Raw genomic sequence first — 20,469 nt, 5'->3', positions numbered from 1 at the left:
TGGGGCTGGGCATTGACGGGATCGATGGCGCGCGCGATCGCCGCGCGGATCAGGCGGAGTCCGGGCGGCCTTCGTGCGCCATCGCATCGCGCGTATCCGCGAGCGCATATTCGACCAGCAGCCGCATTGCCTCGCTCGCCGCTTCGCCATCGCCCGTGACAATGGCGTCGAACACACGGGCATGATCGGGAATGGGATCGCGCGGCAGCGCGCGTGTGCGTTGCTTGAACCGCGTCGTCCACGCCACGGCCGCGCCGATCGACGCGCTGATCGCGACCAGCGCGTCATTGTCGGTCGCGCGCAACAATGCATCATGAAAGTTGCGATCGGCCGCCTGTCCCTCCGCCGTCGCCAGCGAATGCCGCCGCATCCCCGCCAGCGCATCGCGCATCCGCTTGATGTCCGTCTTGCTCCGGCGCAGCGCGGCGAACCGGGCGGCAGCGGGCTCGATCACCAGCCGCAGTTCGAACAGGCTGCGGATGAGCCGCGCATCGGGATCGCCGGCAAAGGCCCAGGCAAGCACTTCGGGATCGAGCAGATTCCATCGCTCGCGCGGCAGCACGCGGGTACCCGCCTTGGTCCGGCTTTCGACCAGCCCCTTGGCCGCCAGCACGCGCACCGCTTCGCGATAGGCACCGCGCGACACGGCGAGAGCCTCGGCCGCGGCGATCTCACCAGGCAGCACGTCGCCCGGCTGATACTCCCCCGACAGGATCGCCGTACCAATCTTGTTGGTCACCGCCCCGCGGAGGCGACGGCCCGGCCCGCGCATCCGCGCCGCTTGATCGCCGGTCTGCGCTGTTCCGGCCGCGTGTCCGGCCTCATCCGTTGCCATAGGAACGATCAAGGCCAATGGAGGGGGCAAGTCAACCGCAACCGGCACCGATCAGGGCACGGTTGCAGCCTCGCTGCCGAACAGGCTCGCCGCGCTGTCGAGCAGCACCGTCGGCGCGAACGGCTTGGTCACGACCACCACCCGGTCGAACTGTGCAGGCAGATGCTCGCGCCCATAGCCGCTGACGAACAGGAACGGCACGCCCCGCGCGGCCAGCGCGGCGGCGATCTCATCGACCATTTCGCCCTGAAGATTGCCGTCGAGCAGCGCGCCATCGACCTCTGCGACGCGCGCCAGCTCCAGCGCATCGGACCGCGCCGACGCCTGTCCCGCGACCGTCGCGCCTGCCCCGTTCAGCAGGTCGACCAGTTCGAGCATCACCAGCGGTTCGTCCTCGACGATCAGGAAGCGCTTGCCCGTAAGCAGGGCATGCCGACCGGCGGGTGCCAGCGCGGCGCTGCGGGCGATCGCGCGTTGTGCCGGGCCGAGCCGCGACTTGCCGGTGAACGGCAGGTCGAGCGTCCAGCGCAGTCCGTCGGGCGCATAGGTCGAGGTTGCAACGCCGCCCTCGGCCTTCAGGCTGCGCTCGATCAGCGCGGTGCCAAAGCCGCGGCGCGTCGGCGGCGTGACCGGCGGTCCGCCGCTCTCGATCCATTCGAGCCGCAACGTCGCGCCGCTGACGTGCCAACGCATATCGGCGCGCCCTTCGGGCACCGATAGCGACCCATATTTGTGTGCGTTGGTCACCAGCTCGTGCAGCACCAGCGCCAGATGCAACGCGGGCTCGGGGGCCAGGTCCAGCTCCGGTCCCTCGATCCCCAGCCGGTCGGGCGGTATCGCCCCGATCCGCAACTGCCCCTCGATCAACTCGCGCAATCGCGCCCCCTCCCAGGTCGCGCTGCTCAGCAGCGAGTGCGCCTTGGCGAGCGCATGGATGCGCCCGATAAAGGTCGGCGCGAAATCCGAGGGTCCGGTCGAATGGCGCAACGTCTGGGTCGCGATCGCCTGCACCGATGCCAGCGTGTTCTTCACCCGGTGATTGAGCTCTCCGATCAGCAGCCGCTGCGTATCCTCGCCCCGCTTGCGCGCGCTGACGTCGAGGATCTGGACATTGACCGACGTCAGCCTGCCCGCGGCGTCGTGCAGCGCCGAGCAATAGCATTCGCAATCGAGCATCACCCCTTCGGTGGTCCGCATCCGCAATGGCTGCATCTCGCGCACCCGCTGCCCGCCGATCATGTCGGCGATCAGCGCCGCGAAGGCCGGGCCATGTTCGGGCGCGATCCACTCGAACTCGCACGGGCGGAACCCGCACACCTCGTGCGCGCGCCAGCCGAACAGCCGCTCGGCACCGTTCGACCAGGCGAGGATGCGCTGCTCGCCGTCCAGCTCGACGACCGCGAGCGGCGAATTGTCGCCATGCGCCCTGAGCCGGCCCAGCGCCTCGGACAGCGCATCACGCTGCCGCGCGATCTCGCGGCGGTGCTGGAACAGCTCGACGAAGATGCCGACCTTGTTGCGCACGATCTGCGGATCGACGGGTTTCAGCAGATAGTCGACCGCGCCCGCCTCATAGCCGCGGAACTTGCGCATCTCGTCGGTGGCGACGGCGGTCAGGAACATGATCGGAATGCGCCGCGTCCGCTCGGTCCCGCGCATCAGCTCGGCCAGCTCGAACCCGTCCATCCCCGGCATCTGAACATCGAGCAGCGCGACGGCGAAATCACGGTGCAGCAGCAGTTCGAGCGCCTCGGCCCCCGATCGCGCGCGCACCAGCTCGACCCCCTCCCCGCTCAGCAGCGCATCGAGCGCGGCGAGGTTCTCGGGGATGTCGTCCACGGCAAGGACGGGGACCGGTTCAGGCGGCATCGCGCACCCCCGCCAGTGCCGCCGCATTGCGACGGAAAATCTTTTCGGGGACATCGAAATCGTCGAACCCGTCTGATTGCGACGAGAAGCGCAACGTCTCCTTCGACCCCAGCCCCAGGAACCCGCCGCGCACCAGCGATTCGCCGAAAAGCCCCAGCGCGCGATCCTGCAACGCCCGGTCGAAATAGATCAGCACATTGCGGCTCGACACCAGCTGCGCCTCGGTGAAGACGGAGTCGCTGGCGAGGTTATGCTCGGCGAATACCGCGCGGCGGCGCAGGCTCTTGTCGAACACCGCCGCACCATAGGCTGCGGTGTAATAGTCCGAGAGCGACGACTTGCCGCCCGCCAGCCGGTGGTTCTCGGTGAATTGCTGGATGCGGTCGAGGCCGAAGATCCCGGCTTCCGCCTTTTGCAGCGCCGCCGGGCTGATGTCGGTGCAGTAGAAGATCGTGCGATCCTCCAGCCCCTCCTCGCGGAACAGGATGGCGAGCGAGTAGAATTCCTCGCCATTGGCGCATCCCGCGATCCACACCTTGAGCGAAGGATAGGTGCGCAGATGCGGGATCACGCGCTCGCGCAAGGCCCGGAAATAGCCGGGGTCGCGAAACATCTCGCTGACCTGGATGGTCAGGAACGCCAGCAGCTGTTCGAATACCCCCGGTTCGCGCAGCAGCCTGTGCTGGAGCTGCGACAGGCTCTCGCACCCGAAATGCTGCTGCGCGCGCTCCATCCGCCGGTGCAGCGACGCGCGCGAATAGCCGCGAAAGTCGTAATGAAAATGCCGGTGGATCGCTTCCAGCAACAGATCGAGTTCGATCTCCTCGTGCGGCGCGAACACCTCCTTCATCGCGGCATCCATACGCGCACCAGACTGAGCAGTTTGTCGACGTCGAGCGGCTTGGCTAGATAGTCATTGGCCCCGGCATCGAGGCATTCCTGCTGGTCGCGCGCCATCGCCTTGGCAGTCAGCATGATCACCGGCAGGTCGCGGCCCCAGCTCGCCTTGCGCAGTTCGCGGGTCGCGGTCAGTCCGTCCATCTCCGGCATCATCACGTCCATCAGGACCAGGTCGACCGGCTTCTCGCCCGCCGCCGAGCTTTCCAGCGCGGTCAGCGCCTCACGCCCGTTGCGCGCGATGCGGACATCGACGCCGTGCGGCTCGAAGATGCTGGTCACCGCATAAACGTTGCGAATGTCGTCCTCGACGAGCAGCACGCTGCGCCCTTCCAGCGCTGCATCACGGGTCAGCGACTTGGCGATCAACGCCTGTTGCGGTTCGGGCAGGTCGGACACGACCTGATGGAGAAACAACGTCACCTCGTCGAGCAGGCGTTCGGGCGACTTGGCGCCCTTGACGATGATCGACTTGGAATATTTGCGCAGCCGCAATTCCTCGTCCGCGCTTAGGTCGCGGCCCGTGTAGACGATCACCGGCGGGAAGCCGAGGCTCTCGTCCCCGCTCAATTTCTCGAGCAGGTCGAACCCCGACGCGTCGGGCAGGTTGAGGTCGAGCACCATGCAGTCGAAGGTCTGCTGGCCGAGCAGCTCGACGCATTGCGCCGCCGAATGCGCCTCGATCGTCTCGACTTCGCGGCTGGCGAGCAGCAATTTGACGCTCTCCGCCTGCTGCGCATCGTCCTCGACCACCAGCACGCGGCGCATCCGCTGCGCCATCCGCGCTTCCAGCCCTTCGAGCATGTCGATCAGCTGCTCGCGCTTCACCGGCTTGAACAGGTAACCGACCGCCCCGCTCGACAGCGCGGCCTGGCTGTCGTCGTCGACCGACACGACATGAACCGGAATGTGCCGCGTGCGCACGTCGCGCTTGATCCGGTCGAGTACCGACAGCCCGGTGTGATCGGGCAGGTTCATGTCGAGGATCACGGCATGCGGGATATATTGCCGCGCCATCAACGCGCCCTCGTCCGCCGTTCCCGCGATCAGGCACTGGAACCCCTGTTCGTGCGCGATTTCGCACAGGATGCGCGCAAACACCGGATCGTCCTCGACGATCAGGATGACGCGCGCGTCGCCGGACAACCGCTCACGGTCATCCTCTGCCGGGACCACGCCGCGTTTCTTTCCCGGCTTGGGGTTGGACGGGCGCGCGCGGGTCGGTGCAGGCGCCGGAATTGGCGCGGGGCCGACCGCGACCGGCTCATAGACGTCGGGCAAGATCAGCGTGAACGCGCTGCCCTGTCCCGGTGCGCTCGCCACGCTCACCTCGCCGCCGAGCAGATGCGCCAGCTCGCGCGAGATCGACAGGCCAAGCCCCGTGCCGCCATATTTGCGGCTGACCGTCCCGTCGGCCTGGCGGAACGCCTCGAAAATCACCTGTTGCTGTTCGGCCGGAATGCCGACCCCGGTGTCGCGCACGGTGAATGCGATCCGCCCATCCTCGCGCGCCGCCGTCTCCAGCGTCACCGTTCCGGACTCGGTAAACTTGATCGCGTTCGACACGAAATTCTTGAGCACCTGCTCCAGCCGCTGCGGATCGGTCTCGATCTCGGTCGGCGCGCCGGGCGTGACCGCGACATCGAGCGACAGCCCCTTCGCTGCAGCCGCCGGCTGGAACAGCGTGCGCAGCTTGTCGAGCGTCGGCGCGATCCGGAAGCGGCGCGGCTGCAACTCCAGCTTGCCCGCCTCGATCTTCGAGATGTCGAGGATGTCGTTGATCAGCGTCAGCAGGTCGTTGCCCGACGTCTCGATCGTTTCGGCATGCTTGACCTGTGCGGCGCTCAGGTTGCCGTCGCGATTTTCGGCGAGCAACCGCGCCATGATCAGCAACGAGTTGAGCGGCGTGCGCAGCTCGTGGCTCATATTGGCGAGGAATTCGGATTTGTAGCGGCTCGCGGTTTCCAGCTCGCCGGCTTGCGCTTCGAGCGATGCCTGCGACCGTGCCAGATCGTCGCGCTGGATTTCCAGCTGTCGGGTCTGCTCCTCCAGCTGGGCATTGGTCTGCTCCAGCTCGCTCTGCTGCTCCTCCAGCCGCTCGGCGGCCTCCTGCAACTGGCGACTCTGCTGCTCCAGCTCCTCGTTATTCGCGCGCAGTTCCTCGCTCTGGACCTGCAGTTCCTCGGCCTGTTGCTGCGTCTCTTCGAGCAGTTCGCGCAGCTGGGTGCGGTATTTTGCCGACCGGATCGCGACGCCAAGCTGTTCGGCAACCCGCTCGAACAGCGCCAGCGCGTCGGCGGGAACCTCGCGAAAGCCCAGCTCGATCACCGCATTGGCCGCGCCATCGACGCTGGTCGTGGCGATCAGCAGATTGGCGGGCTTGGCGCTGCCCAGCCCCGACCCGAAATAGAGATAATCGTCCGGCACATCGGTCACGACGAAGTTGCGCCGATCCGCCGCCGCATCCGCCAGCAATCCGTCGCCCGGACCGAAGCGCTCCGGCACGCGCGCATCGGCGGGCACGCCCTGCGTGGCATAGCGCCTGAACCCGTCGCCATTGCGGATGAACACTGCCCCCGCCCGTGCACCGAGATAGTCGACCAGGAATTTGAGCGCGCTGGTGCCGAGCTGGTCGAGCGGCTGTTCGCCGCCCACCGCCTTGGCAAGCCCGACCTGACCGCCCTGCAACCACTCTTCGCGCTGGATGGCGAGGCGGTTGCGCACGAACAGGAATCCGGTGATCGCCAGCAGCCAGGTCACCGTCATGCCGAGCGAGCGGTTGAACACCGCGATTGACGGATCGACCCCGGCAGGGGCGAGCGTGAAGCCGAGAATGGTAAGCAACGTCGCGAGCGCCGCCATGATCGGCGGCACCACCGGTCGCGGCGCAAGATAGGCCAAGACGGTGGGCAGCATGTAGCCGACCCACACCGAACTCCCCAGCGGGTAGTTCAGGTCTGCGACGAACGGTACAAAGAGAAGAACGGCCAGGGCACCATAAAGCCACGCCGTCCGATTGGGCTTTTGCCCGTGCATGCTAACTTTCAACGCCTGATCCCGCCCTTAGCCCCAAAGCGACCAGCCTTAACGAGGCGCGCTGCATTCGGTTCCCGGACGATGATGCATTTATCGGCACCTGCATCTCGCGGTGCCCCCCGCACTGGGGTCAGCGGCGCTCCAGCGATTGAATCGCACGCGCCAGCTGTCCGGCGAGGCTCACCATCGCGCTTTCCTCGCGTCCGTCGATTCGAAGCTCCAGTCGCGCGTCGATCCCGATGTTGCGGCGGCGACGATAGTCCGCAGTTCCCTCGAGCGACATGCGCTCGACCGGGGCAGCGTCGAGCCGCGACTTTCGCGGTCGATCGGGTGACAGGTTCCAGACAGCAGGCGGGACTGGAATGACCGGGAGGGCGTGGGCGTCTGAAGATGTCGGGATGTCGATCGCGGTAAGCCGTGCGAGATACCTGTCGCCCGTCATTCCTGTGTCGCGCGGGGGCAATGCGACCGGGCTATACCGCTCCTCGATGGGCTCACCCCCGCCAACGCGCGCCTCGGCCATCAGCATGCCACGACTGTCGGTCGCGATGGCAGCCGTCGTGACCGGCTCAACGAGCCCGTCGCGTGCCAGCGCCGGCCCCGCAACCAACGCGGGACACAGCGCCACGATCATCCAGTTTCCCGACACCACTGCGTTCCCCCGATCAGTGATGCGCAGAATGTGCCGGATTCAACCGGGGTGTGCAATCATTGCCCGCCAGTCCGCTCGGTCTGCCAGCTGAACCGCAGGGCGGAGACCGCGCTCGGCTTCTTCGCGGGACCGCTGCGGGTCGTCGATCCGACCAAAGCGGAATCGATCAGCTCCTCGATCCCCGTGCCTGCGCCGCCATTGTTGCGCATCCGCGTTCCCGCAAGCGTCGGCCCGGCGGCGGTGGCGCAGGCCGCGCCGTCCTCCGGCCCCGGCACCACCGGGCATTGCGCCAGCCGCGCATAGCTCGCCGGGACGCCGTCGGTGACGTCGCTGACCAGCAGCACCAGGTCGTCGCGCAGGTCGCCGCCGGGGCTGGCGTCGGTCAGGCTGTATTGCAGCACGCCGCTCTCCCCCGCGCGCAATCGGGTCGGGTTGTCGGCCTTGATCTTGTATCGCCCGTCCTGCCCATCGAACAGCAGAATGCCGCCATCGGGAGAGAAGATCAGCGGGTTCACGTACAGGTCGGACTTGCCCGTGTTGGTCACCTTGATGAACAGCCAGTCGCAGCGCTGGAACCGGAAGCCGCCCACCTCGCTGCCGTCACCGCCGATGCGGCGCGCATCCTTGTCGACTGCATAATAGTCGGCGGTCGTATCGGGGCAGGCGGCGCCTGCCGGAAGCGCCTTGGGCCGCCCGACATAGAATTCGACCGACACGTTCTTCGCCGGATCCTCGCCCGGCTCACCCGTCGCGAGCGCGGGACTCGCCAGTACCCGCTGCAGGCGGCTGAACCGCGTTGCCTTGACCAGCGCGCCACCGATCGCGAAGCGCACGCGGATCGTCGGGGGTGCTGCCGCCCTTGGCCAGTTCGGCGGCGAGATCGATCGCGCCAAAGTCTGCGGTCACCTGCCCGGGCGGCTGGGTCAGCGCCAGCCTGTCGCCGTTGAACGTCAGCACCAGATCCGCTGCCTCGCCCGGCTGGACGAAGGTCGCACCGACATCGGCGGGCTTGATCTCCTTGAGCGCCGCCAGTGCCGCCGCCTGTGCCGCGCTGGGGCTGGCGGGGGCGGCGGGCAGCGCGATGCGATAGTCGAGCTGGACCGGCTGCTGCTCGATCGTCGCGATCAGCCGCACCTCACGCGACAGCGGCTTGCCGTCGATGTCGCGGACATCGTTCCACGCCTCCGCCGGGATGTCACCGAACGCAGTCGGGACCAGGATCGCCTTATACGCATCGGCCCGTTCGACCCGACCGTAGAGGATCACCTTGTCCCCGGTCGGCGCGGCGAGCGCGAGGCCGACGATCGCCCCTTCGATCACGCCCTGCAGCTGGCCTGCGCTCATCTCCAGCCGTTCCAGCTTCACGGGATCGGTCGACTTGGTGTCGGCGGTGAACACGCGCGCGGGCTTGTACACCGCCCAGCTGCCTGCTCCTGCGGTCGCGCCACTCTTGACCAGCCCGCCCATCAGCGGCCGGTCGATATCGCCGTCGAATTCGGGGCGCGGTGCCTTGGGGTGCTTGTCGGTTCCGGCAGTCACGCGGTTGGCGAGGTCGCGATAGGAATAGACGCGCGGGTTGTTCCAGTTCGCCATCGCATAGACGGTGAGCAGGCCGTGCGGTGCCTGCTCGGCGGGATCCGCAAAGGCGGGGGCCATCGCCTGACGCGCCTGCACCGCCGAGGGTGCAGCCATCATGCCGACATAGGCGCCCCAGCCCGCTCCGCCCTTCTTGGTTTCGCCCGCCAGATCGCGGACGAATCCGGCATCGCTGACCGCGACGAACTTGCGCGGCGGCAGCTTGAGCTTCGCCTCGATCGGCTCGGGCGGAGGCGCGTTCGCGTCCCGCTGCGAATCCCCGGAATGGCAGAAGTCGGCGATGAAGGTGACGTTGCCGCCCTTGGACCGGATCGCGTCGATTGCCGCGCCGATCTCGTCGTCGAGGATCGCATTCTCGACCTTGGTGTAGTTCGCGTCGGGCGCGCCGGTGTCATAGGGCAGGAACACCTCGTCGCGCCCGTCCGGCTCAGACCCGGCGACCGCCTCGACCTGTTGCACGCCATGGCCGGAGAAGCTGAGCAGCACCTCGTCGCCCGCCTGGGTGTCGATCGCCGCGCGCTTGAGCGCGCCGAGGATATTCTCGCGCGTCGCCAGTGCGTCGATCTTCAGGCTGGTGGCGCGCAGTCGTGGGTTCCCCTTCGACGCGAGCAGTTCGGGCGACGGCTTGTCGGCGAGCAGGATGATGTCGTCGCGCTTGGCCCCGGATCGCATCAGCGTCTCGGCGATCAGCACCGCGTCGTTGTACGTGCCGAGCAGCGGCGAGGCGATGCCCTCGCGATAACCCGCCACCGCGACGATCACGGCGCAGATCCGGCCCTTGGCCTCTGGCGCGGACGCGGCCGACGGCGCGGGGGCAGGCCCGCCGCGATGAGCCCCAGGGCTCCGAGCGCCAGCATGATCTGCCTCAACATCGTCCGTCCCCTTCAGTTCGAAACGAGGATCGCGCGCGTCCACACGCGGCCCTTGTTTTTCAACGTGATACGATATTCCTCGGTGCGGCCCGGAGTCCAGCGACACAGCAGGTCGCGGCGCGCGAGTCCGGACGTCACCGGAGGACGATCGGTGCATGCGACGCGGCCCGCAGCATCGGTCACCGCCAGTTCCAGCGCCGCGTCGCCATCGCCGCGCACCCGCACCAGCGCCAGCCGCCCGCCCTCTGCCCGCGCGCGCATGGTCAATGTGCGCTCGGCGGGCAAATCATGGGTATAGACGATTGCGGCAGGCAGGATCCGCGGCTCGCCTCGGCCTGCGCTTCCTCGATCGCCGCGATCTTGTCCGCATCGCCCCCGGCCCAGCCGCGCGCCTCGACAAGCAAAGCTGCGGGCGCGGTGACGGGCAATTGCTCGCTCGCGCTGGCGCGGCCGATCACCATCGGCGCATTCTCCGCCTGGACCAGCACGAAATCGCCGCTGTCCAGCATCCGCGCGGCGACCATCATCATATCGACATCGCGATCGGCGCGCGCGCGCGCGATCAGGTCGCGGACCAGCTCGGCGCGGGCGATCACCGCATCGGGCGGCGTGGCCTCGACATGGCCGTCATGCGCCACCGGCGCTGCGGCGACGGGCAGTGCGGCGAGCAATAGGGCTAAGGGCATCATCAGGCGCATCGGTCTGGCGCAATTCCTGCAGGTTCGAACGAGCCGCATCCTGGCCCTGCGCCCAGTCTGGCGCGACCGACAGGGTCTGACAATCGGGTCACCGCGTCGCGCCCATCCGCCACGCCGCCTCGACCTGTCGCGCAAAGATCGGCGCAAAATAGCGCAACTCGGCCTGCGCACCGGCATCGTAACCGCGAAAGCTGGCGATCCGCCGTTGCACACCCAGCGCCGCGCGGGCGTAGAATACCCGCGCCTCGCCAGGGCTGCGGGTCCGGGTCACCTCGCCCATCGCGACTGCCGCCATGATCGCGTCCATATTGTCCCAGATTCCGGTCAGCGCATGGGCGATCACCGCGCGGCGCAGATAGGGCTCCGCCTCGCCCTCACGCCCCAGTTCGCGCAGGGTCATGCCGAGCGCGACCAAAACCTTGCGCGTCTGCAAATGGTCGCGCCCGAACTGCGCCTCGTGCAGCGCCAGCGATCGCCGCAATGCCACCTCCGCCTCGGCGTGACGCCCCTGCCCCAGCAGGCCATAGCCAACCGCCATCAACGCGCCCGCGAGCGACGAACTGGCCTCCGCGACACCCGAATCGACCAATTTCAACGCGCGATTGAGGCTTGCCTCCGCCTCCGCATGCCGCTCGAGCATTGCGAGGACCAGGCCATGTTCGATCAGCACGCTGGCCACCGCATCGGGCGGTGCATCGGGGGTCGCGGTAAGGATGGCTGCGGCGCGGCGTAAAATCTTCTCGGCCTCAACCGCGCGATCCTGCGCGATCAGCATGATCGCCAGCCGTGAATTGATCAGCGCAGCGGTCGGCCCATCGGCGCCCTCGAACCGCATCACCGCGACCAGCGCGGCGCGGAGCAGCACCTCTGCCTCCCGGTCTCGTCCGCGCGCCTGGAGCAACATCCCCAGCGCAATCTGCGCCCCGACATGCTCCTCGCTGCCGGGCGTCGCGGACCGCAATGTGGCGCGCGCCTCCGCCTCGAACTGCGCGGCCTGATCGACCGGCGGTACGCTCTGCGCGGCTGCCGGGGCAGCCGCTAGTCCGAGCGCGATGCCAATCAGCGTCGTGCGCACGACGCCGGAGGAGCGCCGCGCCGCCACCTCACTTGCCCGGATCGCCGACCAGCGTGAACGCCGCCCAGTATTTGGGGCTGACGAACTGGCCCGTCCCTTCGCTGCGCACGGTCTTCATTGCCGCCTGTAACGCGCGCGCGCGCCCAGCGACATCGCCCTTCTGGATGTTGCCGAAGGTCTGCTGCATCAGCAGCGAGGTCGCTGCGTCGCTGACCGCCCAATGACTGACCAGCAGCGATCGAGTGCCTGCCTGGAAGAATGCGCGGGCGAGGCCCGACAAGCCACTCGCGTCCTTCCCGTCTCCCGCAGCAGTGTTGCACGCCGACAAGACGACGACATCGGCGGGGATCTTGAGCTCCGTCACTTCGGACATGGTAAGCAGCCCGTCGTCAAGTTCCGTGGCCTGTTTGGGCGGGGTAAACACAAGGCCCGGTTCGGCGTTGTCACCAACCTCGGTCGCGAGCAAACCGTGGGTCGAGAACACGACAAAGCGCGCTCCAGATATTGCCTTACTCGCCTTGACCGCCGTTTCCGTCGCAGCATCCCCGATCACCACGGTGGATTGCGTCCCGAACGACTTCTGCAGACTTTCCAGCTCTGCCTTAGCCTGCGGCAGATAGGCCAGCGCGCGCAGCTTTTCCGGATCGGCGAGCTTGCCCTTGTACATCTGGCCGGCCAACCCTGGGGTCACGCTGCGCCCGGTCTCAGGAGTATAGGCCCCGGCAAGCGTCGGTGCCCCATAAGCGGCAAGCGTAATCCCGCCGCCGCGCACCTGCGCGTAGCTGGCCGAACCGGCGCGAACGTCGCAGCCGGGATGGGCATCGGACGGCTTTTCGATCAGCAAACAGCGCAGCGAGCGCAACGCCGACACCGAGGGCAGCTCGGCCAGCGCATATTTGTCGATCAGCCAGGGGCTACCCGCGACCGCCGCCGGGTCGGTGTCCGATCCTTCCGGCGGCGCGGTGACGAGCAATGCCAGCGGAAGCGAGGTGAGCGGGCCGCTGACATTGGTCAACAGCACCTGCTTGCCCTTCAGCACCCCTTCGACCGGCGCGATCAGTTCCTTGTAAATCTCATGTGCGAGCTTGCGGTCGAACGCCTTGCCCTGTGGAGCGACGGCGGCGGTACCGGTGCCGGGCGGCGGCTGACGGCCCGATCCGCGCGCGCCGTCCACTTCCATGCTGGCACGCAGTAGATTGACCTTGGCGGCCAATGCGTCCTGTTTCATCGCTTCCGAGCGCGACCAGGTCGATCCCTCGCGCGTCACAGCCCAAGTGTAACTGGCGTCGTCGGACACGAGGATGACGACCATCGCCTCATCGGGGTTGAGCAGCTTCTGCACGGCGGCGATGTCGAGCGCCTTGGGGCGCGTCATGTCGAAATATTGGGGGAAATCCTTCGCGATCTTCGCTTCGATCACATCGACCTCGGCGCGCAGCGCGGCGCGGCGCTGGGTCAGCGCGCGACGTTCTTCCTCCGGCACCTGCGCGCCGCGTTCGATCAGCGCGCTGAACTGGCGATCGACCGCCTCCATCTCGGCAAGTTTCTTGTCGCGCTCCTGCTCCAGGACCGCGAGCGGACCGCCGCCCGCTGCAAAGCGCGCGGTGGTGCGGTCGAGCGCGGCTGCCGCGCCGGAAATCTGGGCATATTGCGCCGCCTCGAACGCCTCTGACCGCAGCACTTCGGGCGACGGCACCGGCTCGATCTTGATGTCGGGCGTGGTCTGGGCGGACAGCAACGCTGCAGCAAGCGGCAGGGCAACCGCGCACTTGAGTCTCATGGACGGGTTGGTGCGCGGCATCACTTGCTCCTTGTCAATTCGTCACCAGCGCCACGCCGGTGCCGGTCTCCCCAAGATTGATCGCCTGAATCGAGAAAGGGCCAGTCCAGATCGGATTGACCCGGCAATAGAGGGTCACGTTGCCGGACATGTCCTGACAGGCCAGGCCTCCATTTTCATCGAAGACCTTGAGCGCCAGCGGAGTCGCCGAATCCCGGCGCATCCCGATCACCTTGGGTTCGCCCCCGCGAAACGTCGCGCGGACGGTCCAGACCGTCTTGGCCGGCACATATTGGGTGGTGCGGATTGAGTTGCATGGACACACGATACCCTTGCCCGCGTCGGCACGGGCGGTCTCGATTTCGGCAAGCAGATCCGCGTCGCCCGCGGCGAACTGGGCCGCCTCGGCAAAGAGATCGGCGCCGGTCAGCGGCTTGGCGCTGCCCTCCGCCTTTGCCCCGCTGTCCAGCGTTCCCTTGTCGGTCCCCTCCTTGACCGGAGCGGATTCGACAATCTTCGCCGCGACGATCATCGCGCGCGCATCCTTGGTCGCGCGCGCATAATCGGCGAGGCGATAGCCGAGCACCAGCGCCTCCGCAGCTTCTGAGCCTTCGTTATCGGGTAAAATCTTGGGTGCCGGATCGGCAAGGTCGCGGATCTGGGCCGTCGCGGGTCCAGCGGCGAACAGGGATGCAGTCGATATCACGGCTGCCAGCAGAAGTTGCCGGGCGGTGATCAGAGTCCGGGAGCGCATCACGTCCTCCCCATCGACGCGCGGCAAGGCCGCTGCGTGCTTGAGAAAGCTACCGCCCCGGGATAAGTCCGCACCCCGGGGCGAGCAGCCGTTTCGCTTAGTTGGTCACCAGCGCAGCGCCGGTGCCATAGGCACCATAGTTGATCGTCTGGACCGAGAACGGGCCGGTCCAGATCGGGTTGACGCGGCAGTACAGCGTCACATTGCCCGACATGTCCTGGCAAACCAGATTGCCGTTCTCGTCGAAGATCTTCAGGCCGACCGGGGTCGCCGAGTCACGGCGCACGCCGACGACCAGCGGCTCACCGCCACGGGCAGCGAAGCGGACGGTCCACACGGTGTTGCCGGGGACATACTGGACGGTGCGAATTGCGCCGCCCACGACACCGCGCGATGCTTCGGCCTGAGCTTCCTCGACCGCAGCGACAATGTCGGCGTCACCCGCAGCGAGCGTCTTCGCCTCGGCGAACAGGTCGGCTGCGGTGGTCACCTTCGCGGTGCCGGTACCCTTGCCGGTGCCTTCGATCTTGCCCTTGTCGGTGCCTTCCTTGACGGTGACCGAGTCGACCATCTTGGCGGCGACGATCATCGCGCGCGCATCCTTGGCGGTGCGGGCATAGTCGGCCAGGCGATAGCCCAGCGCCAGCGTGTCGACAGCCTTCGAGCTTTCGGTCGCCGGCACTTCCTTGTCACCGAGGTTCGTGCCCTTCTTGTCCTGCGCGACCGACGGCGAGGCCAGCATGCTTGCGGCAACCAGTGCCATCGCCATCTTCTTGTTGAACTTAACCATTACCTATGTCTCCTCACTCTCCGGGCCTGCTCCCAAGCCGGCCTCGCGAACTGATCCCTCGATCAGGCAGGTTCTTCTTTAATGTGGCCCCCGCCCGCGCGACACTAACAGTTTCAGTCCTTGTTTCCATATCAAACTTGCCGCGAAGTCTCTGATTCGTGACAGTTTAGAATGGCTTTCGCCACTATTCGGGCGGTTTCCGGTTACATGAACGCGACTCCCGGCCCAAGCCTACCCAAGATGGGAATGCGCCGGGACTTGCCCGGCGCATCCCAATCACCGTTCCAGCTTGAGCTGTACCAGGCTGTTGCCGCGCGCGACGAACAACACTGCGCCACCCGCGATATTCTGGAAGGCGCGGGCAAGTTCCGCAGCGCTCTGGACTTGCTCGCCATTGACCCCGACGATGATGTCGCCGACCGCCAGGCCCGACCGCGCCGCAGCCGAACCGGGCTGAACCGTTGCGACGACCGCGCCGCGCAGCTGCTGTGGCACCTTGTCGGTCGCGTTGACGTCGCGGAACGTCGCGCCGAGTGCCGCCAGTCCTGCCCCGCCGGTCGAAGGCCGCGTGACCGCAACCGGCCGGGGTGCCTCGACCGTCACCTGCGCCGTCCCGGTCGAGCCGCCGCGCCGATAGCCAAGCGCGATTGTCTTGCCCGGTTCAAGCACGCCCAGGATCGCGGTCAGGTTGCCCGGGCCCTCGATCGACCGGCCATCGGCGGAGGTGATGATGTCGCCCGACTTGAGGCCCGCCCTGGCCGCCGGACTGTCGGGCGAGACTTCGGCAACCAGCGCGCCGCGCGTCGATCCGCTGCCCGCCGCCTCGGCGGTGACCGGGCCGACCGTCACGCCGATCCGCCCGCGCTTGACGCTGCCGTTGCGGCGCAGCTGGTCGGCGACCGCCATCGCCATGTTGATCGGAACGGCAAAGGCGATGCCGCTATTGTCCCCTGACTTGGACCAGATCGCAGTGTTGATGCCGATCAGCCGCCCGCGACTGTCGATCAGCGCGCCGCCCGAATTGCCACTGTTCACCGCCGCATCGGTCTGGATGAAATCCTGAAGCCCGTCGCCGATTCCCGTGCGCCCCAGGCCGGAGATCACGCCCATGGTCAGCGTCTGGTCGAACCCGAAGGGGTAGCCGATCGCGAAGGCGAGGTCGCCGACCTCGATCCTGCCACTGTCGCCCACCTCGATCGCGCGCAGCCCGGTCGCCTTGACGCGGAGCAGCGCGATGTCGGTCTGCGGATCGCGGCCGACCACCTCGGCATCGACGACGCGGCCGTCATGGAGCTGGACCTTGAACGCGGTCCCCTTCTCGACGACGTGGTTGTTCGACAGGATTTCGCCGCGCGCCGCGTCGATGATCACCCCCGACCCGCTGCCGATCGGCTGGGGAGCGCCCTGCGGTGCCTGACCCTGCGGTCCCGCCTGCGCCGATGTCGTCTGCCCCCGGAACGGATCGCCTTGGCCTTCGCGCGACGCGGTGCGCTCGCCGTCCTGCTGCTTGTGGCCGAGCACGATCACCTTGACCACGCTCGGCGCAACCGCCTTGAGGTCGCGGGCATAGCTATAGACGCCGCGCTCGCTGTCATAGGGTGCGGTCTGTGCCGCCGCGCTCACCGTGAGCGGCGGCGTGCCCAGCATCGCGATGGCGGCGACCCCGGCGAGCAGCCGTCCGTGAAAACTAGACCTCATCATGTCCCCTTTCCCTCTGGTTCTGATCTACATCGTCCTGCGCGGGCAATGTGATTTCGATGCGAAACCCGCCCGCGCGATTGAAAGCATGAACATTGCCGCCCGCGCGCAGCGCGACGGTGCGGACAAAGGCGAGCCCCAGCCCGTGGCTGTCCGCCCCGCCGCTGGAATAGCCGGGCTCGAAGATCCGCTCGGTCCGGCTCGGTTCGATCCCCGGCCCGTCATTGTCGACCGCGACGGTCACCGTATCGTCCGATCGCGTGACCGCACAGCGGATCGTCGATTCAGGGGTCGCGAACTTAACGGCATTGCCCAGGACATTCTCGACCATCCGGTCGAACAGGTCACCCGCCACGCAGACCCGCGCGTCGACCGCGTCCAGTTCAAACTCCAGATCCTTGTCGTCACCCAGATAAACGAACATGTCGTCGATCAGCTGGCGGATCCGTGCGCCGGGATCGACACTGTCCGCCTCGTGCCGTCGCGACACTTCGGCGTCGATGATGCCGAGCAGCATGCGGCAGCGCTTGTCCATCGTCACCAGCTTCGCGTCGGCGTCGGCGATCAGCGGCTCGCCCGGCACCTTGAGCGCGAGCGCCTCGAGATGCTTGCGCGCGACCATCACCGGCCCGCGCAGATCGTGCGCGACATGGCGGTGGAGCCGCCTGAGGCCACCGATCATATCCTCTGACCGCGCCAACAGCGCGTTGAGATGCTGGGCCAACAGCCGAAACTCGGGTTGGCCCTCGTCCACAGGGGCGCGCTCGGCAAAGCCGGTGCGGTCGGCGCGGTCGAGCAGGGCGTTGAACGCATCGAGCCGGGTACGCCACCCGCGCATCAGCGCCCAGGCAAGCAATCCGGCAAGCAGCAGGAAGCCGAAGCCGACCCCCGCGGCAAGCAGATAGGCGCGCGTCACCAGCCGTGGATCGGGACTGAATATCCGCGCGCTCAGAAACGCGCGGCCATCGCCCAAATCGACGACGGTGCCGACTGCGGTCGCATCCGCGCGCTGGCATGCGGTCCCGGCGGGAACGCGCAAGCGCACCTCGCCCTTGCCCGCCGGCCAGTCGAGCCGGGGCGTGCCGGTCAGCGCACCATCCGCTCCGCGATAGAGGAACAGCGCCCGCGCCCGCTCGCCGCTGTCGCAGCGCCCGCCATCGGTCGCCTGTGACGCGCGCGCCGCGACCATCGTCAGGATTTCGGCATCGCGCTCCTCGACGGACAGGCCCGGGGCAAGGCTGTCGATCTTGCTCGACAGCACCGCCGCGTCGGCCTGCGCCCGCACCATCGCCACCTCGCGCGCGTTCATCGACACCATCTGCAACAGGCCGAGCGTCAAGCCGACCAGCGCGACGGCGGCGAGCGCGCCGATCACCAAAGTGGTACGAAGCGGAAGCCAGCGGAGCATGCGAACTAGCGGCCACCCTCCATACCCGCCAGGTTGCGCAACGCGAAACCCTGCGCCCAGATATTGGTCACCAGCGGATGGCAGTCGTCCGGAATGTCCGGGCATTGCCGCTTGAGCGACTTGCGCAGCCGCTTGATTGCCTGATCGACGGTGTTGGCGAACTCCTCGGGGAAATGGCTCCACCCCTTGCCGATCCAGCAGCGGTCCCACAGCATCGACTGGCTCAGCGGATTGCCACGTTCCTTGTACAGCTCGACCAATATGTCCGCCTCGCGGCTGGTCAGCTGGAGCAGACGTCCGTTGCACCGCACGTCCTTGGTATCGGCATCGACCTCCAGCGGCGCGCAGGTCCACCCCTTGCTGCGCATCGTCGGCTTGCGGCGGCGCAGTTGCGCGGCGACACGCGCGACCAGTTCCTCGCTGGTCGCGGGCTTGGGCACATAATCATCGGCACCGCGCGCGATCAGGCCATGGATGCGCTGTTCCTCGCCCCCGAGCAGCGAATAGACGAGCGCGGGAACATCGGGATCGGTCTTGAGACCATTGGGGCGACGGCGCACCCGGTCGAGCACCTCGAGCCCTTCGATCCCCGGATTGATCCGGTCGAGCACCAGCACGTCATAGGCGTTGACCTCCAGTGCCGCGAGCGCGGCGTCGCCGGTCTCGAACAGGTCGACACTCTCGCACCCGGCGGCTTCCAGCGCGGCCTTCATTTCCGCGCCGATCTCGTCCTCCAGGATGAGTGCGCGACATCCGGCAAAGGTGTCGGCAATGTTCTGCGCGGCTTCAGCGTCCAGTCTCAACTTACTCATCGTCACACCCTCCGTCACAACGGTCCCCGCGGAAAGCGGCGCGGCACGCCGGGGCGCCGAGCCTTGGCCGCTTCGGCGCTGAGCGGGAGCGCGACATGCAGCGTCCCCTGTCCCGCGCGCTGGATGCGCAGCACCGCCACATCACGCTTCGATGCCTTGATCGCGGCCATTGCCGCAGCCGCGTCGCGTGGCGCGACGCCATCGACCGCCAGCAATTCGTCGCCCTCGTACAAGCCATACATCTGTCCGATCGAAGCCTCCTCTACCTTGCCGACCAGAACGCGCGCACCATCCGCACGCAGCGCGAACCCCAGCGTGAACGGCCCTGCGGCAGCCCCGCTCATGTCCATGGCCAGTGCCGCGACCTTGCCGCGCTCGCCGGCGAGATCGTCGTCGGCCTCAAGCGGGACCGCGAGCGCAACCGACTTGCCGTCGCGGACGATCTCGACCCTGACCTTGTCGCCGGGCTTGCTGTCGATCAACGCCATCGACAGATCGCGCACGACCTCCATCTTGCGCCCATCGACGCTCAGCAGCAGATCGCCGATCTTGAGCCCGCCGCGCGCCGTCGCACCATCGCTGACCGCATCAATGATCAGACCCGTCTTGCCCGGAGCGCCCAGCGCCTCGGCCATCCCGGCATCCGCGCTGCTCGCGGTGACGCCCAGCCGGCCGCGCACGACCTTGCCATCGGCGACAAGCTGGGGTGCGATCTTCGCTGCCAGTTCGGCAGGAATCGCAAGGCCAATGCCGATGTCGAAGATGGTCTCGGGCGGCGTTGCCGTATTGATACCGATCACTTCCCCCTCCTCGGTGATCAGCGGCCCCCCCACTGTTACCCGGGTTGAGCGCCGCATCATGCTGGATGAAGTTCACCGGCCATGCGACGTCATAGGCGCGGTCATAACCGCTTATGATCCCGGAAGTAACCGAGAAACGGTTGCCCATCGGGTTGCCCAACGCGAAGACCTTTGCGCCCAGCGGCAACTTGGATGACTTCGCCAGTTTGAGTACCGGGAGTGGCCCGTCTGCCTCGATCTTGACGATCGCAAGATCGGTGCGCCCGTCACGTCCGATCACCTTGCCCTGGTAGCGCTTGCCATTGGCAAAGGTGACTTCGACCGTATCGAGTTTCGCGACGACATGCGCGTTGGTGAGGATCAGGCCCGAGGCATGGATCACGAAGCCGGAGCCGCCCGCCGCCTCGGTATCGCCATTCTGCTTGCGCGCGGCCTCGTCCTGCGGGCTGATCGCGACCACCGCCTTCATCGCGCGGTCGATGGCAGTTTCATCCTGGGCGGGCGCGGCCACCTTGGGCGTATCGGGCATCGCCGCTGCCCGCGCGGTGGTCGGGAGCGCAACACCAAGACAGAGCGCCGCGCCGAGGAACCAGCCGAGTGTGCGGCGGGTCAGGTTCACGGATGGATTGGGGTTCATGGAAGTTCCGGATACTGACTTCAGATGCCCCTTTCCTGTCATTTGGTTCAGGTGAAAGCGACGGTCAGGATCAGACGGACGGGGTCAGCGGGCGGGCTTTGCCAGGCTCCAGGCTGCGCGGACCTGATCGCGGAAAACATGCGTGAACCGCCCCATCTCCGCCTGTGCGCGGGTGTCGAATCCGGCCCCGGTCGCCATCCGCGCCAGCGCCTGGCCGCCCGCCTCGCGCAGTAGCGTCCGCGCCAACGGCAGCGCGCCGG

At 67.3% G+C, this 20,469-nt stretch carries 19 protein-coding genes; all 19 read right to left on the bottom strand.

Going from position 1 to position 20,469, the window contains the following annotated elements; all coding sequences use genetic code 11:
• Positions 1-49 precede the first annotated feature (49 nt).
• The 19 genes from LRS12_RS10505 to LRS12_RS10415 all read right to left on the bottom strand — a co-directional run bounded on the left by LRS12_RS10505 (position 50) and on the right by LRS12_RS10415 (position 20,455).
• The gene (locus LRS12_RS10505) at positions 50-835 is read right to left on the bottom strand and encodes a FadR/GntR family transcriptional regulator (protein ID WP_374580770.1); all 786 of its coding nucleotides are present in this window, start codon (positions 833-835) and stop codon (positions 50-52) included.
• A 51-nt stretch (positions 836-886) separates the two neighbouring features.
• The gene (locus LRS12_RS10500; protein WP_257844533.1) at positions 887-2,704 is read right to left on the bottom strand and encodes a response regulator; all 1,818 of its coding nucleotides are present in this window, start codon (positions 2,702-2,704) and stop codon (positions 887-889) included.
• Positions 2,694-3,566, bottom strand: a complete 873-nt coding sequence (locus LRS12_RS10495; RefSeq protein ID WP_257844532.1) for a protein-glutamate O-methyltransferase CheR — start codon at positions 3,564-3,566, stop codon at positions 2,694-2,696. Before LRS12_RS10495 ends, LRS12_RS10500 begins: the two co-directional genes overlap by 11 nt.
• The gene (locus LRS12_RS10490; RefSeq protein ID WP_257845484.1) at positions 3,551-6,637 is read right to left on the bottom strand and encodes a response regulator; all 3,087 of its coding nucleotides are present in this window, start codon (positions 6,635-6,637) and stop codon (positions 3,551-3,553) included. The genes LRS12_RS10495 and LRS12_RS10490 overlap by 16 nt, the downstream gene beginning before the upstream one ends.
• 130 nt (positions 6,638-6,767) lie before the next feature.
• On the bottom strand, positions 6,768-7,271 hold the full coding sequence (locus LRS12_RS10485; protein ID WP_257844531.1) for a hypothetical protein: 504 nt from the start codon (positions 7,269-7,271) through the stop codon (positions 6,768-6,770).
• Positions 7,272-7,345: 74 nt separating this feature from the next.
• Positions 7,346-8,122 carry a hypothetical protein gene (locus LRS12_RS10480; RefSeq protein WP_257844530.1) on the bottom strand — a complete coding sequence of 259 codons (777 nt, stop codon included), beginning with the start codon at positions 8,120-8,122 and terminating at the stop codon, positions 7,346-7,348.
• On the bottom strand, positions 8,031-9,647 hold the full coding sequence (locus tag LRS12_RS10475) for a caspase family protein (protein ID WP_257844529.1): 1,617 nt from the start codon (positions 9,645-9,647) through the stop codon (positions 8,031-8,033). Before LRS12_RS10475 ends, LRS12_RS10480 begins: the two co-directional genes overlap by 92 nt.
• Before the next feature lie 122 nt (positions 9,648-9,769).
• Complete coding sequence (locus LRS12_RS10470) at positions 9,770-10,024, bottom strand: hypothetical protein (RefSeq protein ID WP_257844528.1); 255 nt, start codon at positions 10,022-10,024, stop codon at positions 9,770-9,772.
• Positions 10,021-10,446 (bottom strand): hypothetical protein, encoded by a 426-nt coding sequence (locus LRS12_RS10465; RefSeq protein WP_257844527.1) that lies wholly within the window; start codon positions 10,444-10,446, stop codon positions 10,021-10,023. Before LRS12_RS10465 ends, LRS12_RS10470 begins: the two co-directional genes overlap by 4 nt.
• Before the next feature lie 97 nt (positions 10,447-10,543).
• Positions 10,544-11,557: a tetratricopeptide repeat protein gene (locus LRS12_RS10460; protein ID WP_257844526.1), complete on the bottom strand. Its 1,014-nt coding sequence runs from the start codon at positions 11,555-11,557 to the stop codon at positions 10,544-10,546.
• Between the two features lies 1 nt (position 11,558).
• Positions 11,559-13,310 carry a CHAT domain-containing protein gene (locus LRS12_RS10455; RefSeq protein WP_257844525.1) on the bottom strand — a complete coding sequence of 584 codons (1,752 nt, stop codon included), beginning with the start codon at positions 13,308-13,310 and terminating at the stop codon, positions 11,559-11,561.
• A gap of 34 nt (positions 13,311-13,344) precedes the next feature.
• Positions 13,345-14,064: a hypothetical protein gene (locus LRS12_RS10450; protein WP_257844524.1), complete on the bottom strand. Its 720-nt coding sequence runs from the start codon at positions 14,062-14,064 to the stop codon at positions 13,345-13,347.
• Positions 14,065-14,161: 97 nt separating this feature from the next.
• Positions 14,162-14,854, bottom strand: coding sequence for a hypothetical protein (locus tag LRS12_RS10445; protein WP_257844523.1), 693 nt, complete (start codon positions 14,852-14,854; stop codon positions 14,162-14,164).
• A 276-nt stretch (positions 14,855-15,130) separates the two neighbouring features.
• Complete coding sequence (locus tag LRS12_RS10440) at positions 15,131-16,552, bottom strand: trypsin-like peptidase domain-containing protein (RefSeq protein WP_257844522.1); 1,422 nt, start codon at positions 16,550-16,552, stop codon at positions 15,131-15,133.
• Positions 16,542-17,960 carry a HAMP domain-containing sensor histidine kinase gene (locus LRS12_RS10435; protein ID WP_257844521.1) on the bottom strand — a complete coding sequence of 473 codons (1,419 nt, stop codon included), beginning with the start codon at positions 17,958-17,960 and terminating at the stop codon, positions 16,542-16,544. Before LRS12_RS10435 ends, LRS12_RS10440 begins: the two co-directional genes overlap by 11 nt.
• Positions 17,961-17,965: 5 nt before the next feature.
• A complete protein-coding gene (locus LRS12_RS10430) occupies positions 17,966-18,772 on the bottom strand; it encodes a response regulator transcription factor (RefSeq protein WP_257844520.1) in 807 nt (268 codons plus the stop codon).
• A 14-nt stretch (positions 18,773-18,786) separates the two neighbouring features.
• Complete coding sequence (locus tag LRS12_RS10425; RefSeq protein WP_257844519.1) at positions 18,787-19,407, bottom strand: PDZ domain-containing protein; 621 nt, start codon at positions 19,405-19,407, stop codon at positions 18,787-18,789.
• Complete coding sequence (locus tag LRS12_RS10420) at positions 19,361-20,209, bottom strand: S1C family serine protease (RefSeq protein WP_257844518.1); 849 nt, start codon at positions 20,207-20,209, stop codon at positions 19,361-19,363. The genes LRS12_RS10425 and LRS12_RS10420 overlap by 47 nt, the downstream gene beginning before the upstream one ends.
• Before the next feature lie 84 nt (positions 20,210-20,293).
• Positions 20,294-20,455: a hypothetical protein gene (locus tag LRS12_RS10415; protein WP_257844517.1), complete on the bottom strand. Its 162-nt coding sequence runs from the start codon at positions 20,453-20,455 to the stop codon at positions 20,294-20,296.
• Between the last annotated feature and the right edge of the window lie 14 nt (positions 20,456-20,469).

Source organism: Sphingomonas sp. J344 (assembly GCF_024700005.1).
Classification (GTDB): domain Bacteria; phylum Pseudomonadota; class Alphaproteobacteria; order Sphingomonadales; family Sphingomonadaceae; genus Sphingomonas.
This window is presented reverse-complemented; position numbering and strand designations above follow the sequence as displayed.

Bases quoted from the DNA above. Each gene is read 5' to 3' on its own strand.
- LRS12_RS10505 (WP_374580770.1), bottom strand. From the start codon at position 835: ATGGCAACGGATGAGGCCGGACACGCGGCCGGAACAGCGCAGACCGGC.
- LRS12_RS10500 (WP_257844533.1), bottom strand. From the start codon at position 2,704: ATGCCGCCTGAACCGGTCCCCGTCCTTGCCGTGGACGACATCCCCGAG.
- LRS12_RS10495 (WP_257844532.1), bottom strand. From the start codon at position 3,566: ATGGATGCCGCGATGAAGGAGGTGTTCGCGCCGCACGAGGAGATCGAA.
- LRS12_RS10490 (WP_257845484.1), bottom strand. From the start codon at position 6,637: ATGCACGGGCAAAAGCCCAATCGGACGGCGTGGCTTTATGGTGCCCTG.
- LRS12_RS10485 (WP_257844531.1), bottom strand. From the start codon at position 7,271: ATGATCGTGGCGCTGTGTCCCGCGTTGGTTGCGGGGCCGGCGCTGGCA.
- LRS12_RS10465 (WP_257844527.1), bottom strand. From the start codon at position 10,446: ATGATGCCCTTAGCCCTATTGCTCGCCGCACTGCCCGTCGCCGCAGCG.
- LRS12_RS10455 (WP_257844525.1), bottom strand. From the start codon at position 13,310: ATGAGACTCAAGTGCGCGGTTGCCCTGCCGCTTGCTGCAGCGTTGCTG.
- LRS12_RS10450 (WP_257844524.1), bottom strand. From the start codon at position 14,064: ATGCGCTCCCGGACTCTGATCACCGCCCGGCAACTTCTGCTGGCAGCC.
- LRS12_RS10445 (WP_257844523.1), bottom strand. From the start codon at position 14,854: ATGGTTAAGTTCAACAAGAAGATGGCGATGGCACTGGTTGCCGCAAGC.
- LRS12_RS10440 (WP_257844522.1), bottom strand. From the start codon at position 16,552: ATGAGGTCTAGTTTTCACGGACGGCTGCTCGCCGGGGTCGCCGCCATC.
- LRS12_RS10435 (WP_257844521.1), bottom strand. From the start codon at position 17,960: ATGCTCCGCTGGCTTCCGCTTCGTACCACTTTGGTGATCGGCGCGCTC.
- LRS12_RS10430 (WP_257844520.1), bottom strand. From the start codon at position 18,772: ATGAGTAAGTTGAGACTGGACGCTGAAGCCGCGCAGAACATTGCCGAC.
- LRS12_RS10425 (WP_257844519.1), bottom strand. From the start codon at position 19,407: ATGGCCGAGGCGCTGGGCGCTCCGGGCAAGACGGGTCTGATCATTGAT.
- LRS12_RS10420 (WP_257844518.1), bottom strand. From the start codon at position 20,209: ATGAACCCCAATCCATCCGTGAACCTGACCCGCCGCACACTCGGCTGG.